General features: G+C 41.6%; 21 protein-coding genes. 7 read left to right on the top strand and 14 right to left on the bottom strand.

The annotated features are described in order from the left end of the window. Positions 1–166: 166 nt before the first annotated feature. The gene (locus PQO05_RS23140) at positions 167–2212 is read left to right on the top strand and encodes a M13 family metallopeptidase (protein ID WP_273629822.1); all 2046 of its coding nucleotides are present in this window, start codon (positions 167–169) and stop codon (positions 2210–2212) included. A 115-nt stretch (positions 2213–2327) separates the two neighbouring features. On the opposite strand, the gene PQO05_RS23135 is transcribed toward PQO05_RS23140, so the two are convergent. Together PQO05_RS23135 and ettA are read right to left on the bottom strand one after the other, a co-directional pair. Next, a complete protein-coding gene (locus PQO05_RS23135; RefSeq protein WP_273629821.1) occupies positions 2328–2858 on the bottom strand; it encodes an REP-associated tyrosine transposase in 531 nt (176 codons plus the stop codon). A gap of 231 nt (positions 2859–3089) precedes the next feature. Continuing rightward, positions 3090–4772, bottom strand: a complete 1683-nt coding sequence (ettA, locus tag PQO05_RS23130; protein WP_273629820.1) for an energy-dependent translational throttle protein EttA — start codon at positions 4770–4772, stop codon at positions 3090–3092. Between the two features lie 1129 nt (positions 4773–5901). On the opposite strand from ettA, the gene PQO05_RS23125 reads away from it, so the two are divergent. Next, positions 5902–6900 carry a phosphotransferase gene (locus tag PQO05_RS23125; protein WP_273629819.1) on the top strand — a complete coding sequence of 333 codons (999 nt, stop codon included), beginning with the start codon at positions 5902–5904 and terminating at the stop codon, positions 6898–6900. 84 nt (positions 6901–6984) lie between these two features. On the opposite strand, the gene PQO05_RS23120 is transcribed toward PQO05_RS23125, so the two are convergent. From PQO05_RS23120 to PQO05_RS23100, 5 genes are read right to left on the bottom strand one after another with little or no spacing between them, the layout of a single operon-like run. Beyond that, a complete protein-coding gene (locus PQO05_RS23120; RefSeq protein ID WP_273629818.1) occupies positions 6985–7563 on the bottom strand; it encodes a YdeI/OmpD-associated family protein in 579 nt (192 codons plus the stop codon). 30 nt (positions 7564–7593) lie between these two features. Then, positions 7594–8148, bottom strand: a complete 555-nt coding sequence (locus PQO05_RS23115) for a DUF4256 domain-containing protein (RefSeq protein WP_273629817.1) — start codon at positions 8146–8148, stop codon at positions 7594–7596. A 14-nt stretch (positions 8149–8162) separates the two neighbouring features. Then, on the bottom strand, positions 8163–8552 hold the full coding sequence (locus PQO05_RS23110) for a DoxX family protein (protein WP_273629816.1): 390 nt from the start codon (positions 8550–8552) through the stop codon (positions 8163–8165). Positions 8553–8559: 7 nt separating this feature from the next. After that, entirely contained in the window at positions 8560–9024 is a 465-nt protein-coding gene (locus tag PQO05_RS23105) for an SRPBCC domain-containing protein (protein WP_273629815.1), read from the bottom strand. 5 nt (positions 9025–9029) lie between these two features. Further along, positions 9030–9353: an ArsR/SmtB family transcription factor gene (locus PQO05_RS23100; protein WP_273633550.1), complete on the bottom strand. Its 324-nt coding sequence runs from the start codon at positions 9351–9353 to the stop codon at positions 9030–9032. 473 nt (positions 9354–9826) lie between these two features. Here PQO05_RS23100 and aqpZ point away from each other — a divergent pair, with 473 nt between their 5' ends. Then, positions 9827–10558, top strand: coding sequence for an aquaporin Z (gene aqpZ / locus PQO05_RS23095; RefSeq protein ID WP_273629814.1), 732 nt, complete (start codon positions 9827–9829; stop codon positions 10556–10558). Between the two features lie 20 nt (positions 10559–10578). Beyond that, entirely contained in the window at positions 10579–11496 is a 918-nt protein-coding gene (locus PQO05_RS23090) for a DUF3078 domain-containing protein (RefSeq protein WP_273629813.1), read from the top strand. Positions 11497–11646: 150 nt separating this feature from the next. Here the strand turns inward: PQO05_RS23090 and PQO05_RS23085 are convergent, their stop codons facing one another. Then, positions 11647–12150 (bottom strand): Mpo1 family 2-hydroxy fatty acid dioxygenase, encoded by a 504-nt coding sequence (locus PQO05_RS23085; protein WP_273629812.1) that lies wholly within the window; start codon positions 12148–12150, stop codon positions 11647–11649. 583 nt (positions 12151–12733) lie between these two features. On the opposite strand from PQO05_RS23085, the gene PQO05_RS23080 reads away from it, so the two are divergent. Continuing rightward, positions 12734–15271, top strand: a complete 2538-nt coding sequence (locus tag PQO05_RS23080) for an ATP-dependent Clp protease ATP-binding subunit (RefSeq protein ID WP_273629811.1) — start codon at positions 12734–12736, stop codon at positions 15269–15271. Between the two features lie 214 nt (positions 15272–15485). On the opposite strand, the gene PQO05_RS23075 is transcribed toward PQO05_RS23080, so the two are convergent. Then, a complete protein-coding gene (locus tag PQO05_RS23075) occupies positions 15486–16637 on the bottom strand; it encodes an IS110 family RNA-guided transposase (protein WP_273629810.1) in 1152 nt (383 codons plus the stop codon). A 583-nt stretch (positions 16638–17220) separates the two neighbouring features. On the opposite strand from PQO05_RS23075, the gene PQO05_RS23070 reads away from it, so the two are divergent. Further along, positions 17221–17508: a GIY-YIG nuclease family protein gene (locus PQO05_RS23070; RefSeq protein ID WP_273629809.1), complete on the top strand. Its 288-nt coding sequence runs from the start codon at positions 17221–17223 to the stop codon at positions 17506–17508. Positions 17509–17623: 115 nt separating this feature from the next. On the opposite strand, the gene PQO05_RS23065 is transcribed toward PQO05_RS23070, so the two are convergent. Together PQO05_RS23065 and PQO05_RS23060 are read right to left on the bottom strand one after the other, a co-directional pair. Next, positions 17624–18796 (bottom strand): carboxypeptidase-like regulatory domain-containing protein, encoded by a 1173-nt coding sequence (locus PQO05_RS23065; protein ID WP_273629808.1) that lies wholly within the window; start codon positions 18794–18796, stop codon positions 17624–17626. 150 nt (positions 18797–18946) lie between these two features. Beyond that, positions 18947–20161 (bottom strand): carboxypeptidase-like regulatory domain-containing protein, encoded by a 1215-nt coding sequence (locus PQO05_RS23060; RefSeq protein ID WP_273629807.1) that lies wholly within the window; start codon positions 20159–20161, stop codon positions 18947–18949. 171 nt (positions 20162–20332) lie between these two features. Between PQO05_RS23060 and PQO05_RS23055 the strand changes: the two genes are divergently transcribed. Further along, positions 20333–20782: a hypothetical protein gene (locus PQO05_RS23055; RefSeq protein ID WP_273629806.1), complete on the top strand. Its 450-nt coding sequence runs from the start codon at positions 20333–20335 to the stop codon at positions 20780–20782. A 98-nt stretch (positions 20783–20880) separates the two neighbouring features. Here the strand turns inward: PQO05_RS23055 and PQO05_RS23050 are convergent, their stop codons facing one another. From PQO05_RS23050 to PQO05_RS23040, 3 genes are all read right to left on the bottom strand, one after another. Next, a complete protein-coding gene (locus PQO05_RS23050; protein ID WP_273629805.1) occupies positions 20881–21693 on the bottom strand; it encodes an enoyl-ACP reductase FabI in 813 nt (270 codons plus the stop codon). Between the two features lie 293 nt (positions 21694–21986). Further along, positions 21987–22739 (bottom strand): energy transducer TonB, encoded by a 753-nt coding sequence (locus PQO05_RS23045; protein ID WP_273629804.1) that lies wholly within the window; start codon positions 22737–22739, stop codon positions 21987–21989. A 13-nt stretch (positions 22740–22752) separates the two neighbouring features. Further along, on the bottom strand, positions 22753–23532 hold the full coding sequence (locus PQO05_RS23040) for an energy transducer TonB (protein WP_273629803.1): 780 nt from the start codon (positions 23530–23532) through the stop codon (positions 22753–22755). Positions 23533–23534 lie beyond the last annotated feature (2 nt).

Here is a 23534-nt window from a genome sequence, read left to right as displayed (position 1 = left end):
TGCCAGTGGTTTATAAAAGTAAGTAATTAGTTTTCAGAATAATATTCGCTGCGTATTATTTATTTGTTAACATGGAGCTAATTATCAACAGTTTATGGCCGTTTAATATGTAATTAACGTTTGCTTAATTGAGTGCGGTTATGCATCTTTAAAAAAACATTTACTTATGAAATTAAAACCTTTGATATGGCTTGCTGTGCCTGCCGTACTTGCGGCTTGTAATAACAAGCCAACGCAATCGGCAGATGCCCCCCCTCAACGCACAGTATTTTTTGATAAGTCGGGAATGGATACCACCGTTAAGCCCGGCGATGACTTTTTTAGTTATGCTAACGGCACATGGATTAAAAACACCAAGATTCCGCCATCAGAAAGCGGATGGGGGTCTTTCTATATCCTGTATAACGATAATATTAAAAACCTGCATCAAATATTAGAGGCCACCGCCAAGCAGGATAACAGCAAAGGCAGTAAGGAGCAAAAAGTGAGCGACCTGTACCTAAGCGGTATGGATACTGTTACCATTGATAAATTGGGTTACGAGCCGGTTAAGCCTTTACTTGGGCAGATAGATTCGTTGAAAGACAATAAGCAATTATTGCAATTTTCGGCCGATAAATTTAAGAACGGAGGTGGATTTTTATTAGGCTTTTATGTTGGCCCCGACGATAAAAACAGCAACAAAAATATGGCTCAGTTTGGCCAGGCCGGTATTACCTTGCCGAATCGTGATTATTACTTTAAAACAGATTCGGCCAGTGTTAAGATCAGGGCTGCGTTTGTAAAGTATATCACCACTTTATTTACACTTACGGGTACTGATGCTGCAACTGCTGCTAAAAATGCAGATGTGGTTTTGAAACTGGAGACTGAGATTGCAAAATCACATTCGACCCCGGTTGAACTGCGCGACCCGGTAAAGAATTACAACAAATTTGCTGTAAGCGAGATGCAGAAACAAGTGCCTGATATGGACCTTAATGATCTGTTTAACCGTATGGGCTTTAAAACCGATACCATTTTGGTTGGTCAGCCTAAATATTATGTGGCGCTTGATAATCTGTTAAAATCGCAGCCGGTAGATGTATGGAAAACCGAATTGAAGTTTGCATCGTTGGATAAGTCTGCCGGGTATTTATCTAAACCTTTCAGACAGGCTCGTTTCGACTTTTATAATAAAACCCTTTACGGACAAAAGCAACAAAAAGAACGCTGGAAAAACATGGTTGCTACTGTGGATGGCGGCTTAGGCGAATTGTTAGGGCAACTGTATGTAGAAAAATATTTTACCCCTGAGGCCAAAAAGCGTATGCTTGACCTGGTGAATAACTTACAGGATGTTTATGGCGAGCGTATTAAAAAGCTGGATTGGATGAGCGATGCCACCAAGCAAAAAGCGATTGAAAAACTACATGCTTTCACCAAAAAGATAGGATATCCGGATAAATGGAAAAACTACGATGATGTTGATATAGATAAGGGCGCCTTTTATAAAAATATGAAAGCCATCGGTAAACATGATTATAACGAGGAGCTGAAAAGAATTAATAAGAAAGTTGATAAAACAGAATGGGGTATGACACCACCGACTGTTAACGCTTATTATAATCCAAGCTTTAACGAGATCGTTTTCCCTGCCGGTATTTTACAGTTTCCATTCTTTGATAAGGATGCCGATGATGCAATTAATTACGGTGGCATTGGTATGGTTATAGGCCACGAAATGACACATGGTTTTGATGATCAGGGCAGCCAGTACGATAAAGAAGGCAACCTGAAAATGTGGTGGATCAAAGAAGATGACACCAAGTTTAAAGCTAAAACAGCAGCCATTGCAACGCAATATGATGCCTATACCGTATTTAACGGAGTACATGTAAATGGCAAGCTTACTTTAGGCGAAAATATTGCCGATAACGGCGGACTAGCCATTGCATACGAAGCCTTTAAAAGAACCAAACAAGGAAAAAGTAATGATAAGATTGATGGCTTTACCCCAGATCAGCGTTTCTTTTTAGGTTTTGCACAAGTATGGCGCGAGAAGGTGAGCGATGAGTCACTTCGCTCACAAGTGAGCGGCGACCCGCACTCGCCCGATATGTACCGTGTAAACGGGCCGCTTGCCAATACCGATGCCTGGTATAAAGCATTTAATATTAAGCTGGGTGACAAATTATACAAACCGGATAACCAGAGAACCAAGATCTGGTAAGATCAAAAATTACATAAACGACGAAAGCCGCTCATTGAGCGGCTTTCGTCGTTTAAAAGTATTGCAGTCGCTCGGCTCTTGCCGAGTGACGACTATCCGCGGCCTCCGGCCGCAATTAACTTTCATCAACAACCAATGGTGAATCTGGATTAGCACTACTATAAACATAACCAGCTTCGTCATTTACCATCATGGCTTTTACTGGATTTTGATGAATGTAATCTTTTTTCTGATCGAATACATCTACAGTTAAAAGCTCAATAGGATGCGATGTCTTTTGCCAGAACATGTACTCGCTATTTTGCTTATAAGATTTTGCGAAATATTTAAACAGATGTAACATCCATTCCTTACGGCTTTCTTGTGGGTTATTAGTAATCAGCTCAATGATTCTTTTCGAAGTATAACTTTTAAGGTCTCTTAAAAGATCGGAAAGAGATCCATCTGATCGGGATATAATCAAATGGATATGATTACTCATGATGCAGTACTCATAAACTTTTAATCCTTTGTATTTGCGGCAATATTCGAGATTACTAATTATTTCATCGCAATATTCATGTCGAGTAAATACATCAATCCAACCAACTACGGTAAGGGTAATGAAATAAGCGTGATCGGTATTGGCTTTTCTGAGTTCGGACATTAGGTTTAAAACTAACGTATATCGTTTTATTAAGCAAATACGTAATTAAGCAAGGCCAGAGGCCTCAGGATAGTCGTCACTCGGCAAGAGCCGAGCGACTGCGGGGTCTGTAACACAAAAAGCCTGCAAGTGCAGGCTTTTTGTGTTTGTATAATTATAAAATGAAAAAGATATGCAGTCGCTCGGCTCTTGCCGAGTGACGACTATCCTGCGGCCTCCGGCCGCAACTATTTATCCAACTAACTTTTTATACCTCAACCTTTTTGGTGCAATATCACCTAAACGTTTCTTGCGGTTTTCTTCGTAATCAGAGTAATTACCCTCGAAGAAGTAAACCTGCGAATCACCCTCGAATGCCAGGATGTGCGTACAGATCCGGTCAAGGAACCAACGGTCGTGACTGATCACTACGGCGCAACCGGCAAAGTTTTCTAAACCTTCTTCGAGTGCGCGCAAGGTGTTTACATCGATATCATTGGTAGGCTCATCCAGTAATAATACGTTCGAGCTTTTCTTTAAGGTAATAGCCAGGTGAACTCGGTTACGCTCACCACCTGATAGCACACCCACTTTTTTCTGCTGATCGGCTCCGTTGAAGTTAAACTTCGATACATAAGCACGTGAGTTAATGGTGCGGTTACCCAGCATCATGTTGTCCAACCCGTCGGTTACGTTTTCCCATACCGATTTCTCTGGGTCAAGGTCGTCATGGTTTTGATCCACATAACCCAGTGCTACAGTTTCACCCACGCGGAAAGTACCTGCATCAGGCTCTTCCTGACCGGTGATTAACCTGAATAGCGTAGTTTTACCAGCACCATTCGGGCCAATAATACCTACGATACCATTTGGTGGTAGCGAGAAAGTAAGGTTATCAAACAAGATCTTATCGCCATAAGCCTTGGTTACGTTGTTGGCCTCAATAACGATATTACCCAAACGTGGACCAGGCGGAATAAATAGCTCCAGTTTGTCTTCTCTTTCCTTAGTTTCTTCCGAAGCCAGTTTCTCATAGTTTGATAAACGGGCTTTACCCTTAGCATGGCGTGCTTTTGGCGCCATACGTACCCACTCCAGCTCACGCTCCAAAGTTTTCTGGCGTTTGCTTTCGGTTTTCTCTTCCTGAGCCAGGCGTTTCGATTTTTGATCTAACCATGATGAGTAGTTACCCTTCCATGGGATACCCTCCCCGCGGTCAAGTTCAAGGATCCAGCCGGCCACGTTATCCAGGAAGTAACGGTCGTGGGTTACGGCAATAACTGTTCCCTTATATTGTTTTAAGTGTTGCTCCAGCCAGTCGATAGATTCTGCATCCAGGTGGTTGGTAGGCTCATCCAGCAATAATACATCCGGCTCTTGCAGTAATAATCGGCATAAAGCCACACGACGGCGCTCACCACCCGATAGTACGCCGATTTTAGCATCTGGATCAGGGCAGCGCAGGGCATCCATCGCACGCTCCAGTTTGGTATCCAGTTCCCAGGCATTTACGGCATCAATTTTATCCTGCAACACACCCTGGCGGGCCATCAGTTTATCCATGGCGTCAGCATCTTCGTACACCTCGGGTAAGCCGAATTTTTCGTTGATGTCTTCGTACTCTTTCAGGATAGCGGTAATTTCGGCAACACCTTCTTCAACCACTTCACGTACGGTTTTTTCAGGATCAAGGATAGGCTCTTGTGCTAGGTAACCTACGGTATAACCCGGTGAAAACACCACTTCGCCCTGGTAAGCTTTATCTAAACCGGCAATAATTTTTAATACCGATGATTTACCCGAACCATTTAAACCGATAACGCCAATTTTAGCGCCGTAGAAAAACGATAGGTATATGTTTTTTAATACTTGTTTTTGAGGCGGGTAAATTTTGCTTACGCCGGCCATCGAGAAGATTATTTTTTCGTCTGCCATTTTTAGATTTATGTAGAGAGGCTCAAATATCCGTTTTAAAATTTTGGATTACAAGCAAAACCGGGCGATTTGCAGGTTGCACATTTTTACACAAAAAATTGGAACGTTCCACTTCAGCTATATTTATTTTATGACCATCCGCACCCAGCATGAAATAAGCCATCCGATGTGGTTTATCACTTTTACCTGTTACAACTGGCTGCCATTGTTTGACATTTCACAATCGTATGATCTGTTGTACAATTGGTTTAAGCTTATCGCACATAAATACAATATCCATACTTGCGGATTTGTGATTATGCCTAATCATGTGCATTGCCTGCTTTATTTAGAAGATGACAAAGTGAATCTAAATACAGTAATAAGTAACGGGAAACGATTTAGACTATATTCATCATAATCCGGTTAGTGGTAAATGGAATTTGTGTGCAGAATATACTGGTTATCCACATAGTAGCGCAATGTTTTATGTAGATGGTACATTACATCAAGATGTAGCAATTGCTGATTATCGGGGACTGGAATGGTAATCGCAGACTTGTCCTACGGCGCAGGGGGCCTCTGCGAGAGACCCTACGGAGACTGAAAAACTTAGATTCTATTCCGGTGGGTTCTAAAAATCATTATTATACATGCGACGAGATTGCCACGCTATTGCTCGCAATGACACATTGGGTATTTATGGGATTAACTGCACTCACAACCCGTGAACACCCTAACCATTGTGGCCTCTTGATTTTCGGGCAGCACAACATTGGCCTACGCACTAACTTTAATAGAAAATAAAGCAGCCACGAGTTCTGTTATTCACCTGTGTTTGTTTTTTATTGGTGTTCATGAGATCGCTCCGCTAAGTTTGATTACTTTTTCTTGCGGAAAGAAAAAATGACATCCACTGACGGTGAATGACGCGCACTGTCATTCCTAATGAAAAACGGATATGCAAGCGATTCCCACCGCACATACTTCGAGATCCTCAGTATGACACCCGACACGTTAATAAAAAGGATTGTTAAGTGGCTCTGTACAATTCGCGATTGCTTCGTACCTCGCAATGACGTGGTAAGAGAGTAGATTTTTTTGGATTTTAAAAGGCCAACCATTTCATCTTTTTAAAGTAATTTGCTGTATGAAAACCTTTCCGGCGCAATACTCAACTTTAGCAGCATCAGCATTAAAAGAGCATATCGAAGAAGTTTATGGGTTTAGAGGCCTCACATGCCGTTTGCTGGTACACAATGTAAGCGATACTTATATTTTGGAGAGCGAACAAGCTAAATATATCTTTAAAGTATACCGGAAAGATTACAGGACCTTGAATGAAATTAAGGGTGAGGTTGAGTTGCTGAATATTTTAAAGGATAACAGCATCCCTGTTTCGTACCCGTTAACCGATTTGGCCGGCAAACAGATTCAGTATTTTAAGGCAATTGAAGGTATGCGCTATGGCGTACTATTCACCTTCGCTACAGGCAAGGTGGTGCTTAACCCCGATGATGAGCAGTTGAAAATTATTGGCCGGACTATGGCCTTGATGCATCATGCTACTTCAACATGTAAACTGAAACACGAAAGGATTATTTATGATATTTATTCGACGGTTAGAGGTCCGTTGAAACTAATTCGTTCACGTTTTGAAGATTTGTCCCAGGAGTATACGTATTTGCAGGATCTGGGTGCTAAAGTAGTTGCAAAACTCGACGAGTACGACCTGACTAGGTTTAGTTACGGCTATTGCCATTACGATTTGTTACCTAAGAATTTTCATTTCGATGATGATAATAACATCACCATTTTTGATTTCGACTGGGCTGGCAAAGCTTTGCTGGTGAATGATGTGATGACTTTTATGGTGCAACTATTTTTTATGGCCCGCCACCAAATGATAACCAAAGAAGAAGCAGATCATAAACTAAAGATCCTTATTGAAGCTTACCGCGAAAACCGAAGTTTATCAGATCCCGAAATTGAGCTGATCCCATACCTGGGTATTATGTACTGGATCCACGCTTTCGGGTTTTATGAAGCAAACTATGATGATTTTGCCATCACCTTCTTCACGCCGCGATTTATAAAAGAGCGGGTAGAGTTAATTAAGGTTTGGGTAGAGTGGTATTGTAAGTTTTAGAGAGGTTTCCAGGGTTGTATTATTCGCTCGAATAACTGCTACTGCCACCTGCCACTGCTACTATCGCCACTGCCACTAAAAAAACTAATCATCCAAGCCCTTGCCATCCAAAATTTGCGGAATAGCTTTTTCAACCCTGGCCTCGCGGGTTTTGGCTTGTTTGGCTGCCGAGAAATAAAGTTTATAAGCCCGTTGTCTGCCGGGTGTTAAAGCTTCAAAAGCTGTTTTAAGAGATGGCATTTCATCCAGTTTGGTTTGAAACTCTTCGCAGGTAACGAAATCTTCTGTTTTCTTAAGTTCTACTTTTAGACCTGCTTTTTCAACTTCAATGGCTTCGTAGATATAGGCTTTCAGGATAGCTTTCCGATCAACAATCTCCTTAACGTTGGTGAACCTGATTTGCCTTGCTGCCTGCACATTCTTGGTTTGCTGAATTAAAATGCCTTCGGCATCATTTAACAAAGCGCCTTTAAAAAATAGGAACGCGCAATATTCCTTAAAATCATGTATCAATACAATGTTGTTATCATTATAAGTGTAGCAAGGGCAGCCCCATTTTACTTCTTCGGTTAAATTGCAATCAAGGGCAATTAGTCTTAATTGTTTTAGTTCTTCATGCCACTTTTTGTCTTCTTTAAAAAAGAAATCAACCTTCGTATTCATACTGATTTTATAATACTGTTATAAGCAAATTTAAACTTTTAATGAACCACGGAAACCTCTGGCAGCATAATATGATTCGGCCCCGTTGTGGTATAAGAAAACGGTATTATATCGACGGTCGCAAAATACAGCGCCACCCAGTTTCCTGATATCCACAGGTGTTTTTATCCAACTCGATGTTTTGGTGTCGAAGCTGCCGAGTTTCTGTAATTCGCGGTATTGCTCTTCTGTCAGTATTTCAATACCCATTTCGGTTGCCATATTAACAGCGCTATTGCCGGGCTTATGTTCTTTACGGGCTTCCAGCGCTTCATGGTCGTAACAGATGCTTCGGCGGCCTTTTGGGCTTTCGACAGCACAATCATAAAAAATGTATTCGCCGGTGCTGTTATCAAAACCAACTACATCGGGTTCACCGCCAGTGGCTTCCATCTCATCAAGCGACCAAAGCTTTTCGGCATTGGCTTCCAACCGGGCTTGTACCTTAGTCCAGTCCAGATCTTTATGGCGGTTTTTATTTTTCTCAAAACGGATTTTCAATACCGCGATTAATTCTTCTGTCTGCTGTGATGATAATTTGTTCATCTTGCTTAGCATTATTAATTAACCGAAAGAACTTTCCTATCCGCGGGCCTGAAATACCAGGATACGATTGTTAGCACCAATAATAATACTGAAGGCAAAATCTCACCCACTGCACTGCCCGATGCTAAATGCGAAAATATAGCCCCCGACATGGCGAAGAAGAAACCTGCATAAGCCCACTCCTTCAGTAACGGAAATTTAGGGATCAGTATAGCTACAACGCCCAGAATTTTCCAGATACCTAATATAGTTAGAAAATAGGTGGGGTAACCTAACCGGCTTACGCTATCAACACCGCCAGCACCCGCTTTGGCTTTTAGTAATTGCACTGCCCCGGTTGATACCATGCCCAATGCCAGCCATAAGGTGGCTATCCAGTAGATAATTTTATTTCGTTTGCTCATGATATGGTTATTTTAATTGTTTTAAAATTTCCTCCATACGGTTGTGTGCCATATTAATGCCCTTGGCAAATGGCAGCTGCATCACCTGGTCGCGCAGGGCGGCCGATTCATAGATGACATGCATGATGAGCTTGCTGGTATCATCTGTCAGTTTTTCAAATTCATAAAACTCCAACTGGATGCCGAAGGGGGTATTCTCCATCTCGAACGTGCGGGTAATTTTACGTTCCGGTATAAACTCATGGATCACACCGTTGAAACCATGCTTGTTACCCTTAGGGTCAGTGGTTTCAAACTGATAACTGCCGTGCTTTTTGCTTTCCAGTTTCAGCACTCTAGTACCCATCCATTGCTCTACAATTTCGGGCTCAACGTAGGCTTTGAAGAGTAATTCCAGTGGCAAATCAAATTCACGGGTAATCACTAAATCCTGCTCGCCGTTGCGGGCATCTATTTTGGTTTTCAGTTCCATGTGGCTTATGCTTTAGGTTTATAATTTTTCATGATACTCTCCAGTTTATTGAAACGCTCATCCCACATCTGGCGGAATGGCTCGATAAAATCGGCTACTTCTTTCATTTTTTTTGCGTTAATGTTATAGTAAATCTCCCGGCCGTTTTGCTTTTGCTCCAGCAATTCGCACTCGGTGAGTATTTGCAGGTGTTTAGAAACCGTAGGCCTCGCGGTATCGAAATTAGAAGCTATCGAACCTGCGGTCATGGCTTGCGTGGCAACCAAAAGTAGTATTGCCCTACGGGTAGGGTCGGCTATGGCCTGGAATACATCTCGTCTTAAATTCATCATGTAGTTATTTGACTACAAATATATATGTAGCTATTTAACTACGCAAATTATTTTTTCATTTATTTGAATTAAGTGACTTGTTTTAATATTCGGTATTTTGAAAACCACCTGACAATGCTACTATTATCGCCAGCCCCGTGTTGCGCCAATACTACACGAGGCCTTAAGCGTAGGCCGGTATCCGCTTCACCCGGGTTTAGAGAAGCAAGGCAAATTACTCACTCATTCACAACTCACTCATTCACTCATTAGCTTAAATCAGATTCAGATTAAAATGTGAAACACGTATACCATCGCATAATCATCCTTGCCTTATAAAAATCCTTAATTTTATTTCAGGCGTTATTTACGCTTACCCTATCCTGTTTAATGTAAGCGGCATGCAGTTCTGGCCCCCCATTAATTCTGCATGCTTAAATCAAAAACCTTTTATAAACACATTAATATCTTCACTTAAAAACAATTAAAAAATGGAAAAGAACAATTACCACAAACTGGTAGCCGAGTTTTTAGGAACCATGGTACTGGTATTAATGGGTTGCGGTAGCGCTGTAATCAGTAGCACCAGCGGGGTAATAGCCGGAGTTGGGCTTTTGGGTATTTCGTTTGCTTTCGGGCTATCGGTGGTGGCTATGGCCTATGCTATAGGGCACATCTCGGGCTGCCATATTAACCCGGCTATTAGTATTGGTATGGTGGCTGCAGGCCGCATGCGCGCGTCTGAATGTATAGGTTATGTTATTGTACAAATTTTAGGCGCTATTGCCGGTGCGGGTATCCTTTATTTAATTGCAAGCGGCAGGCCCGACTGGAATATAGCCACATCTGTAGCCGGGTTAGGCCAAAACGGTTACGGACCAGGTTCGCCACGGCATTACGACCTCACATCGTGCTTTATTGCCGAATTTGTTTTCACTGCCATATTTTTATTAGTTATTTTCGGTTCAACATCATCTAAAAACATACATGGTGGTTTTGCCGGTTTAGCTATTGGTTTAAGCCTGGTGCTTATCCACATTGTGGGTATCCCGATTACCGGTGTTTCGGTAAATCCTGCACGCAGCATTGGTCCGGCTGTATTTGTGGGCGGGCAGGCACTCGAACAAGTATGGCTTTTTGTTGTTGCGCCAATTGCAGGTGCCATAGTTGCGGCTATTATATGGCGTTATTTTGTAGAACGAACTGATAATCTTTCAGCATAAAAACTAAAATCTATTTATATATGATCAGCAAATTTATACACCGGTTAAAGTACACTTTATTATTATCAGGGTTCGGCATTGCGGCTTATGCGCAAACACCAGCGCCTGCCCCACCGCCCGATACTGCCAAGGTTTGGATCATTCATGGCCAAAACACTATATTAATAAACCAAAGCTCATTTTCTAACTGGGCTGCCGGTGGTATAAATTCGCTTGCTGCCAATGCAGTGCTCGATTACGATTTTAACTACAAACGCGATAAATGGAGCTGGGACAATAAAGTTATTATGGCCTACGGACTAAGCCGCCAACCCGACATCGGCTGGCGTAAAAATGATGACCGCGCCATATTAAATAGCTTACTGGGTTACAAGGCTGCCAAATATTGGTTGTATACCTTTCTGGTAAACTTCCAAACCCAGTTTGCAAACGGTTATAACTACGATAGTAATAATTTACGAACTCTAATATCTGCACCGTTTGCGCCCGCATATTTAACCTTCGGGCCGGGTTTTGCCTACAAACGGTCTGACAGTTTGCGGATCAATATTTCGCCCCTGGCTTCGAGGTTTACGTTTGTGAGCAACAGCTACCTTTCGGCGCTCGGTTCTTACGGGGTTGATCCTGGTAAGAAAAACCTGTACCAGTTAGGTGCTTCGTTGGATGCTTATTATAAAGTAGGTATCGCCAAAAACATCACCCTCGAAAACATCCTGAAACTATATTCAGACTACCTGAAGAAACCACAGAATATTTATGCCGATTATGCAGCCAACTTGTATATGAAAGTAAATAAAGTAGTAACGGTAAATTTAGGGGTAGAATTAATTAACGATCCGCTTGCCCGCATCGCCCAGCAAAAAGATGGCGTAACCGAATACCATTCGCTTTTACAGGTGAAACAGATTTTTGGGGCAGGGTTAACGTATAAGTTTTAATCTCCATGTGTGATGTTGAACTTGTTTCAACATCACACATGCTAAGCTGCGACATATAAGTATCAGACATGGCTTGTGAGGTGCCGAAACAAGTTCGGTATGACGTAGTTTGTTAAGTTCCCTCCCCGAAAGGGAGGATTAGGGAAGGGGTTAATACTTAATCCCCGCCTTTATCAGCACAAAATGTAAAAGCCATATCGGCCCGATGAGTAAGAATTTAATGTCATCAAAAAACGAAGGCTTCTTCCCCTCAATTTTGTGCCCGATAAACTGCCCCACCCACGAGAGTACAAATATAGCCAGGCAACTCTGCCAGAGCATTGGCCCGCCATTATGCTGCCAGTTTAGCAGCGCGATAATGGCACATATAAACACCACGATAAGCAGCAACATAAAACCCGCCAGCACAGGCGACAGCTTAAAATAATAGTAAACTGCAAACGCGATCAGCAACCATGCCCAGCTTACATAGCCGTTTAACCTACCTAAAAAGCTGAGGTACGGAAAGGGTATCGACCAGATGAGCCCCACCAAACTAAACACAATCAAAGGCACACAGATCCAATGGATCAGCTCGTTTTTGGGGTTCTGATGGCTTTCGGCATATTTGTCAAAATAAACATCAACCAGTTTTGGGTGCATGTTTTGTTCCATGAAGTTTATAATTGGTTGTATGAAGTTAACAATTTTCAGTCAATGTCGAGTGGCTTATCTTTCTTATACAATCAACTACTTTCAGTCACTTTATTCATTCCATAGTAGTCTGTAACATAATCAAAACATGGCACGTCAACATATTGTAGAAATGTATATACGGTATGGCTACATACTTGCCCGGTGTGGCAACTATATAAACAGATATATCGTATATTAATTTAAAGGGTGTTCTTTGATAATAATGTTAACTAAATGTGGAAATGTATAAAACTTGCATGCCTTAATGTCATATTTAATGCCGAAATTGCTTGTATAAACAGATCTACTAATGGTTTATGTCATTAACGAATAAACCATTTCGCAAATAATTAATCAAACAAGTAGTTAAAAGGTAAAAAACTGCTAATTGATTAATAATAATTATCGTTTTAAAGCAATATTTAATAGATTGCCTGTCATTAAAGCGAAGTATCAGGAGCGGTAAAAAAGTTGGCAATATTGTTGTAATCACTAATTATCCGCACCTGGTAGAACAAACTATATCAACAGGGCGTTTAACAATTAATTTGAAAGGTATTTTATGGAAGCTAAATTTTCGCCACGTGTAAAAGACGTTATCTCGTATAGCAGGGAAGAGGCTTTACGCTTAGGCCATGACTATATAGGTACAGAACATCTTTTGCTCGGGCTTATCCGCGACGGAGACGGGATAGCTATCAAATTGCTGAAAGGCTTAAATGTTGATACATCCAGACTACGCCGTGCCGTTGAGGATGCAGTGAAAGGCACATCAGGAACTAATGTGCACATTGGCAGCATTCCGTTAACCAAACAAGCAGAAAAAGTATTAAAGATCACTTATCTTGAAGCTAAAATATTTAAGAGCGATGTAATTGGTACAGAGCATTTGCTGCTGTCAATCCTTCGCGATGAAGATAATATAGCATCACAGTTATTGATGCAGTTCCACGTTAACTACGAGATATTTAAAAGTGAGGTGGAAGCCCACAAAAACAATATCACAGACGAAATGCCAGGTTCATCAACCGGCGGCGATGATGACTTTAAAGAAGAAGAATCATTCAGCCAGCCTAAAAAGGTGTCTGACATTAAATCAAAAACCCCTGTTCTTGACAACTTTGGCCGTGATTTAACCAAAGCTGCCGAAGAAGGTAAACTTGACCCGATTGTAGGCCGCGAAAAAGAAATTGAACGTGTGTCACAAATCCTGTCACGTCGTAAAAAGAACAACCCTATTTTAATCGGTGAGCCGGGTGTTGGTAAATCTGCCATTGCAGAAGGACTGGCATTGCGCATCGTTCAGCGTAAAGTATCAAGGGTATTATTTAACAAACGCGTTGTTACGCTCGATTTAGCTTCGTTAGTGGCAGGTACCAAATACCGTGGCCAGTTCGAAGAACGTATGAAAGCCGTAATGAACGAATTGGAAAAATCACCAGACGTAATTTTATTTATCGACGAGATACATACAATTGTTGGTGCCGGTGGCGCTTCGGGCTCGTTAGATGCTTCGAACATGTTTAAACCTGCATTAGCCAGGGGCGAAATCCAGTGCATCGGTGCTACTACATTAGATGAGTACCGCCAGTACATTGAGAAAGATGGTGCGTTAGACCGCCGTTTCCAAAAGGTAATGGTTGAGCCTGCTACACCAGATGAAACCATCGAAATATTAACCCGTATTAAGGATAAATATGAAGAACACCACGGTGTAACTTATACAGACGAAGCTATTAAAGCTTGCGTTGCCTTAACTGCACGTTATATTACAGACCGCTTTTTGCCAGACAAAGCTATTGATGCTTTGGACGAATCGGGCTCACGCGTTCACTTAACCAATATCCATGTGCCTCAAAACATTTTGGATATCGAATCTAAAATTGAGCAGATTAAGGTTGAAAAAAACCGTGTAGTTCGCAGCCAGAAATATGAAGAGGCAGCAAAACTACGCGATACCGAAAAACACTTATTAGAAGAATTAGAACAAGCTAAGGGTGTTTGGGAAGCCGAAACAAAATCTAAACGTTACACCGTAACCGAAGATAATGTGGCCGAAGTTGTAGCCATGATGACAGGTATCCCGGTTCAGAAAGTTGGACAGGGTGACAGCCAGAAATTACTACAAATGGGCGAAAGCATCCAGGCAAAAATTATTGGTCAGGATGATGCGGTTAAAAAATTAACCAAAGCTATCCAACGTACCCGTGCTGGATTAAAAGATCCTAAAAAACCAATTGGTTCATTTATATTCCTGGGCCCAACCGGTGTTGGTAAAACAGAGCTTGCCAAAGAGCTTGCCCGGTTTATGTTTGATACCGAGGATGCGCTGATCCAGATTGATATGAGCGAGTACATGGAAAAATTTGCTGTGTCTCGTTTAGTTGGAGCGCCTCCGGGCTACGTAGGTTACGAAGAAGGCGGACAATTAACCGAAAAAGTACGCCGCAAACCTTATGCTGTTGTATTGCTGGATGAGATTGAAAAAGCTCACCCGGATGTATTCAACATTCTGTTACAAGTGTTAGATGAAGGCCAATTAACTGATTCATTAGGCCGCAAGGTTGATTTCAGGAATACCATCATCATCATGACATCAAATATTGGTGCCCGTCAGTTAAAAGATTTTGGTCAGGGTGTTGGTTTCAGCACTTCGGCAAAAACTACACAGGCTGATGCACACTCACGTGGTGTAATTGAAAACGCTTTACGCCGTGCATTTGCACCAGAGTTTTTAAACCGTATTGATGATGTGATTGTGTTTAACTCTTTAACCAAAGAAGACATCTTCAAAATTATCGATATCGAGTTAGCTGGTTTATTCGGTCGTATCAATAGCTTAGGTTACAAAATTGAACTTACGCTTAACGCCAAAGAAGCCATTGCCGAAAAAGGATATGATTCGCAATTTGGTGCACGCCCACTAAAACGTGCCATCCAAAAATACCTGGAAGATCCAATTGCCGAGGAAATACTGAAAGGCGAAATGGCCGAAGGTGATACCATGGAAATCGACTTCGACAAGGAAACCGAAGCCATTAAGATTGTTGCCAAAACAACTAATGACGAAGGTAAACCTACTGAAGAAGAGCAAAAGTAACCTCTCCAAACCCTCTCCAAAGGAGAGGGCTTAAAATACAAAAGCCCGTTGCCAAAAGCAGCGGGCTTTTTTTTTCTGAAAGTAAATAGCAAATCATATAATCCACCATGGTTAAAAGAATTTTTTCTACGTGCTCTTAGGCAACAACCGTTGGTTCCTGATGGATTAAATCAGTTTTGTTTCCGACCTCTAAGGGATCAATAAAAGCTCGATTTCAGGATGTTATTCTAAGTACAGGTTCTTTGAAGGGTGAATGGGTTGAAAGAACATGATACACAGCTAACAGTATTTTGTGCGCGACGGCCATTAAAGCCCGTTTCTTACCCCGCCTGACAGACAGCGCGTAATATTTATTTCGGAGCCATCCCTTTTTCATTTTTACAGCAGACCATGCTGCCTCAACGAGCGCTGTTTTGAGCGATCTGTTACCCTGCGTGACCCGGCTGCTCATCTTCTTGCCTGCGCTTTCATTATTACCAGGGCATACACCAGCCCATGAGGCTAAGTGATTAGCAGTAGGAAAAACGCTCATATCGAAACCAATCTCTGCTACAATACCTTTAACTGTTTCGTGACTGATACCCGGAATGGTTTCCAACAATTCCACCTCGGTGGTATGATGGCTGAGGTATTCGTTCAGCCTGCGATCTATGCGATCAATCTGTTGTTGGATATTTTCCAGTGCCAGTCTGCTGGTCTGTAGCATAAAGCGATGGTGCTCTGTTATTCTGCCGTTTAAGGCACAGATAAGTTGAGGTATCTTCTTCCGTAAACTTCCTTTTGCAAGTGATGATAGCGAAACAGCATCTGTCTGCCCATCAATCAGTGCACAGATAACCGCCCAGCCGGTCTTTCCGAAAACATCACTAACTACGTTTCCCAGTTTAAGATTGGCATCTTCCAACACCTTCTGCAAACGGTTTCGCTCGGCCACCCGTTGACTGATCAGTTTCTTCTTATATCGATAAAGTTCACGCATTTCCCTGATCTGCTGCGGCGGAATGAAACTTCCTTTCAACAAACCGCTCATTAACAATTTGCCGATCCATGCGCTGTCCTTGCAATCGGTTTTGTGACCCGGAACATATTTGATATGGCGGGCATTAACCAGCATGATCTCAAAATCTTCTTCCAGAATATTAAACACAGGCTTCCAGTAAACACCGGTGCTTTCCATCGCAATATGACCCACCTTAAGCATTAACAACCAGTCTTTAAGGTCGATAAGGTCTTCCGTGAATGTACCGAATGTGCGCGTTTCATCCGAAGATTTATTAACTTTAACTGTTACTACGACGCTTTCCTTGTGCACATCTATTCCTGCGCAACGATCAAATAATAAAGGGAATTCTACCTGGGTTGACATGTTAATTGAAGTTTGGTACCTACAATTTAACACTTTCATGCCCGTTGGTGAATTCCCCTTTCATGAATGTTTTGTTTTCAAATATGGTGGTTGGGTGTCATACTGAGTCCCGTCGAAGTATGGTGCAAAGGGCCAACGCTTATGTTTCGACGGAGCTCAACATGACAACGCTCTTTTGCAAATCCGCGTTCGGGGCTGTCATACTGAGCTCCGTCGAAGTATGGTGCAAAGGGCTAACGCTTATGTTTCGACGGAGCGCAACATGACAACGCTCTTTTGCAAATCCGGGTTCGGGGCTGTCATACTGAGCTCCGTCGAAGTATGGTGTAGAGGGCCAACGCTTATGTTTCGACGGAACTTAACATGACAACGCTCTTTTGCAAATCCGGGTTCGGGGCTGTCATACTGAGCCCCGTCGAAGTATGGTGTAGAGGGCCAACGCTTATGTTTCGACGGAACTTAACATGACAACGCTCTTTTGCAATCCGGGTTCAAGGCTGTCATACTGAACCCCGTCGAAGTATGGTGGGATGGGCTTCTGCACCCTGTTTTAAATATTATCCAGTTTTTTTATATTAGAATAATGAACCAATACTTTGTCTATATTCTTCTTTGTTCGGATATGTCTTACTATACAGGTATAACCAATAATTTAGAAAGAAGAATATATGAACACGATACAGGAGTGAATCTGCAATGCTATACATATAAGAGACGACCAATAAAATTAGTTTTCAATAAAAATTTTCCGGATGTGAATCAAGCCATCGCTTTTGAAAAACAGGTTAAAGGATGGAGCAGGGCAAAGAAGGAAGCTATAATTAATGATAAGTGGGTGTTATTACCTCAATTGTCTAAAAAGAGAAATTAAGAAAAATGTGTCCTTAAGGTATGATGTATAGGCCAACGCTTATGCTTCGACGGGGCTCAGCATGACAAACGCTCTTTTCTCAAATTTTTGATCTCCTACGTCCTTTTTCCTTCCTCTATTTTCTTTTCTCCACCGGCTCCGGTTCATAATCAACAGGCAACATTCCGGCTACGCGGCTTTTACCCCAATTACCTTCAAACATCAATGATGATGGGTTAATGACCGAACCATTCTCATCAAACAAAGTTTTAGTTTCGCTAAAGCTTACAATGGTTATGGCGTAATTAGGAATATTTAAGGGATGAAAACTGAGGTTGTTCGAGCTGTCATCATGTGCTTTGGTATACATTACGTATAGATAGTCGGGATAGCTAAGCGTGTAAATTCCCGGCTGTTCTGTTTTGGCAATAAGGTTGCCTGGGTTTACCGGTGGGTTTTGTACTAAGTAAGAAACGGTTTTTGGCATCTGATTAAACTTTGCCCATTTACTAATCGAATCATTTGCCATGCGATTGTTGGTAAATATCAATTTACGGAAGTAATTGATCTTAGATTTGATCAAGTCTTCAGGTGGGCGCTCTGGATTAGGCTTCCTGATCAATTGCAGAACCCTAAAACCTTCCTCTGTGGTTTGGTTGCGTAGAGTTGCCCTTAAAAAATGCTGAAGGGAACCATAATATGCTTTCTCACGTGCCTTTTTCCACTTCTTTTTTTGCCCTGAGGAGTTGGTCTTAATATCTTCAAATAACATAAAGCCCTCGTAATAGAGCATATTATTGGCATAGTCTTTAATAAAATTGGTGAGTTGATATTTGATGTGATAACCTAAAGCCGGGTTCTCGATCTCCATAAAATCGTAACTGGATGCTGTGAGCTTTCGTTCGGTATTATCATAGTTTAGTTGAACTACATCGGGGTTTAATATTTTACATTGTTTCCCTTCGGGGCCATCACCTAAAAGTTCGGCTTTAAAAATATCGTAATTACGTGCCCAGTTGGCATCGGGCTTAACAACCACCTCGTTAAGGGTAATGCTTTTAGGCAGCAACTCTACAAGCGGAATGGTAATGTTGCTGTTGCTCACAGTAAGGTTCAGATGAAAGGTTTCGTAACCAACAATAGAAACAACCATGTCATACTGCCCGGCTTTAACAGCCTTTAAAGTGAATGAGCCATCAGCTGCGGTTCTGTTACCTATAGTGGAGTTACTTAAAATAACACTTGCATTTTCGATAGGCTTATGCGTTGTGAGGTCGTTTACTGTACCTGTAACATTAACCTGTGCCATTAAGCAGGCTGGTAGTAAAAGCAGCAGAACAAAAGTAAATCTAAACATACCGCCAATTAACTAAATATTTAGTTAATTGGCGGTATGTTTAAGAAAAATTTTGCGCGAAAGTTTTATCTTGTTTACTGTCTCTCAGCTTTTGCTTCTCTATTATTGCGCCGGCGGCCCCGAAGGCTCGTAATCAATAGGCAGCATACCCGATACCCGGTTTTTACCCCAGGCACCTTCGGTAATAACAGATAATGGATTCATGATATGCCCGTTATCATCAAAAAATACATGAGGCTCAGAGAAAGTCATGATACTGGTAGAATAATTTGGCGTATTAGTAGGGCGGTATACCAATTGGTTTGAACTATTGTCGAGCGTTTTGGTATACATCACATATAGGTAATCAGTATAAGTCATCACATACACCCCAGGTTGATTGGTGCGCTTAACCAGCATAGACGGGTATACAGGCGGATCTTTAACTACCGAAAAAATAGTTTTAGGCAAACGTTTTAAACGCTCCCAATTATATAATGAATCTTCTGACGAACGGCTGAAATTACCAATAGTGTTAAAATAAGCCATCTTAGATTTAATCTCCTCGTCGCTCGGGCGTTTCGGATTCGGGATCTTCACCATTTGCAGTACCTTAAAGCCATCATCTTCGCTGGTATTATGCAAGGCGGCTTTCAGAAAATGCTGCATCGATCCGTAGTATGCTTTCTCGCGCATCTTCTTATAATGCTCGGCCTGCTCGGGCGAACTTACCGGCAGGTCTTCAAATAATACCGAACCTTCATAAAAGATCATGCTTTTGCCGTAGTCTTTGTTAAAGGTATTCAGTAAATATTTTACCCGATAGCCAAGCGCCCGGTTTTCAATCTCAATAAAATCTGTACTGGAGCCAATCAACTGGTTTTTATTTTCGTCGAAATGGAGTTTTACCACATCCGGGTTCAAAATTTTGCAAAGTTTAGCCTCGGGGCCTTCGCCTAAAAGCTCAGTCTTAAAAATTTCGTAATTGCGGAACCATTCTGCATCCGGCTTAATTACAACCTCCTGCAGGTTAATGCTTTTGGGTAGTAATTCTATATTAGGTATAGTAATATTGGCATTGCTCACCATAATGGTAACCTGGTAGGTTTCGTAACCCACAATAGAGGCAACCAGATCATATTGCCCTGGCTTAACATTACGCAATACGAAAGTGCCGGTTGTATCGGTGCGGTTACCCACACTCGAATTACTTAAAAGCACCGTTGCATATCCGATACCTTTATGAGTAGTAATATCGGTTACCTTACCGGTAATTGATACCTGTGCAAACACAGTAAACGGAAAAATGATAAGCAGGAACAGGGTATACTTAAACATACTGCAAAATAACTGCAATATTAGATAGTTAGTATGAAGAGGTTATGAGTTTTGATGAATTTATTGTAACGGTAATGATAGAATGGCTCACCTCCCTGATCGTCATTGCGAGGTATGAAGCAATCCCCGACCTACAGAGTACTGACTTAAATGGGGCAGAAACTATTATGAATGGGTTCTGTAACTATTAATGGCAGTCTGCTCATTGCCGCAGGGGCTACCTACTTTTGGCTTGATCCAAAAGTAGGCAAAAGATCAAGAAAGAAAAATGCTTCCCCGCTCAAGGCCAACGCATGGCCCGCTTTTCTTTCAGGCCACCGCTCTTTTGATTGTCCTAATGTTTACTTTTTTGATTTTTTATCTTGTTTCGTGGCTCTCGATTCTTATTTCTCTTTCCTGTTGCAAACAGCTTCGGCCAAAAGAGGACAGAACAATGATGGCCTTCGTGAGGGAAGAGGCATTGGAGATTTTGCAGAAGGGTGGGCCTGTGAACGCAAGTGGGCCAAAGATCCCGTCCCGATAGCTATCGGGATGTGTGTTCTGGACGCTGTGCGGCATGGCCCGTGCGTAAAGAAGCCTTTTGCCAACAGGCGCTTTGGTTACTTTGGCGCCCCAAAGTAACAGCCAACCCGCGGCGATTGAGCGGGACTAACATTGATAAAAGCACAAGACTCAAAACTTGCAGATACTCCGTATTGAGTCTTGGCTCTTTAATTCTATTACTTCTCCATTTGCTCAATCACATCCTTAGTAACACCGGTAAAGGAGAAACCACCATCATGAAACAAATTCTGCATGGTAACCATACGGGTAAGATCAGAGAATAGCGAGATCACATAATCGGCACACTGATCTGCTGAAGCATTACCCAGCGGACTCATTTTCTCGGCATAATTAATAAAGCCATCAAAGCCTTTTACACCCGTGCCGGCCGTTGTGCGGGTAGGCGATTGCGAAACTGTATTTACGCGTACCTTGTTCTCAACAGCATAGTAGTACCCAAAATTACGGGCAATACTTTCCAGCATGGCTTTGTTATCGGCCATATCATTATAATCAGGGAACACGCGTTGGGCGGCAATGTAAGTAAGCGCAACAACAGAGCCCCATTCGTTAATAGCTTTGTTTTTCATGGCGTATTGCAGCACACGGTGTAAACTCAGTGCAGATATATCTAAACCTTTGTGGGTAAATTCATAATTGTTTTCGGGATAGGGAATGCCTTTACGTACGTTAACACTCATGGCTGGGGCATGCAAAATAAAATCGATGCCGCCGTTAAAGTGCTCCATTGTTTTGCTGAACAGGTTTTGTACATCATCATTACTGGTAACATCGGCAGCAATAACCGGGGCATTACATTGCTCGGCCAGTTTGTTAAGTTCGCCCATGCGCAGGGCAATGGGGGCGTTGGTTAATACAATCTCGGCACCTTCTTCGACAGAACGTTGTGCCACCTTCCACGCAATCGACTGCTCGTTAAGGGCACCAAAAATGATCCCTTTTTTACCTTTCAATAAATTATAAGCCATAAAGTAAATATTAAATTGGAATAATAAAGGTAGAAATTATTTAGGTTTAGTTATTGGTTATTGAGTTATTAGGTAAGTTGGCCTGTCATGCTGAGCTCCGTCGAAGCATGGTGGGTAGGGCTTACACGCGACACTTCGAGTATCAGTGTGACAGCAATTCCAAATATTTGAAAACGGGTAGACACTGCTCATCGGTTACTATAGCCCCGTTTTCCGCTCATACTGCGCAGGCCTTAATCACATGGCCGGTATCCGCTTCAACCGGGTTTAGTTGCAAACGCGCGCAATTGTGTTTATTTATCAGTCAAAATAAATTCAACATTTACCGAACTTTGCATTCTTAAGGGCCTTCCGTTTGAGAATCCTGGTTTCCATCTGGGGCTTGTTTTAACTGCATTTAAAACCTCTTCGTCGCATCCATAACCAATTCCGCGTAAAACTTTTAAATCAATTAATGAGCCATCTCGTTCTATGGTAAAGCCAATTTCAACATTGCCTTCAATGTTTTTATCAATAGCTTTTTGTGGGTACGTAATTTTAGAATTGATAAATTTCACGAAGTTTTTAACACCTCCGGGAAATTCCGGTTGTTGATTAGCGAACGGAAGTATACAGTCAAATTGATATTCAATGATCTTGAATGAAGGCGTTTTAGGTTTATATTTTCTGACAGCGGTTACTTTAATGGTATCAGCAATTGTAACCTTTGGTTCAGGAGGCAGCGTTATTACCATATAGCGTGCACCCCTGTTTGGCATTTTTAAATTATAAGTGGCTGATTGTAGTGCTAAAGTATCGTTTAAACGTGCACCATTAAGTGTAAAGCATCCATCTTCATCGGTCATCGCCACCTGGTTATATGTATCGTAAGTAAGATCTTTATTTCGCGATGTAATATATATACCTCGTGCCGCAGATGTGCCATCATATTTCAGAACATAACCTGTAATATTAATAGTATCTTTTTTAATAGTCTTTATAACCTTTTGAGCTTTGCTGATATGGGATATAATTAACAATGAAAATATCAGGATAATATATTTCATAACGCTATTAAGTCTATTTATCAGTTAATTTAAAATTGATAGTTACCGAAGACTGGGATTTGACGGGGCGTCCATTATTAATTCCGGGGTGCCGTTTAGGTCCGTTTTTAATGGCGGTAATTACTGCTTCATCGCAATCATATCCTATTCCACGGATGATTTTAAAATTGTCGAATTGCTCATCTTTTAATATATCAAATCCGATGATTACGGTGCCTTCGATGTTGTTTTTAATGGCTTTCTCCGGATAGTGAACTAATAATTTAATGCTGTCAAGATATTTAGGATAATCTACAAGTTGATCTGAATTCACGATCATATCTCCCGCTACTCCATAGTAGTCAGATATATCCGAGTTGGTGATCACATTGAATGTCGGAATTGTTCGTTTTTTTACTCTTTTGGCAGTTACCTCCGCCGACGGTTTTCTACTGGTATCAGTTGTTAGTAAAGGGAGATGAATTTCTAAATAACGACTACCATTATTAATAACACTCATCTTCTTAAGCCGAAAGCAATCGAGTGTATCGTTAATCAGCGCCCCACGCAATTCAAATCTGCCTTGTTTGTCTGTATAAGTATATGGATTAAGGCCTTCATAGAAATAGTGCTTATTCTTCGATCTGATTTGTAATTCAGTAACAGGATTATTTAGTATATCTAATACAATGCCCCTGATGTTAATTGTGTCCTGCTTTACAATTTTATACTTAGGTTTATAAGGAGGAATAAATTGTGCATGACATGCAGATAGGATAAACAGCAGTAAAACAAATACTAAAATAGTTTTCATAG

Origin of the sequence: Mucilaginibacter jinjuensis (assembly GCF_028596025.1) — a bacterium.
In the GTDB taxonomy this organism is placed as follows: domain Bacteria; phylum Bacteroidota; class Bacteroidia; order Sphingobacteriales; family Sphingobacteriaceae; genus Mucilaginibacter; species Mucilaginibacter jinjuensis.
The sequence above is the reverse complement of the archived record's forward strand: the minus strand, read 5'-3'. Positions and strand labels throughout refer to the sequence as shown.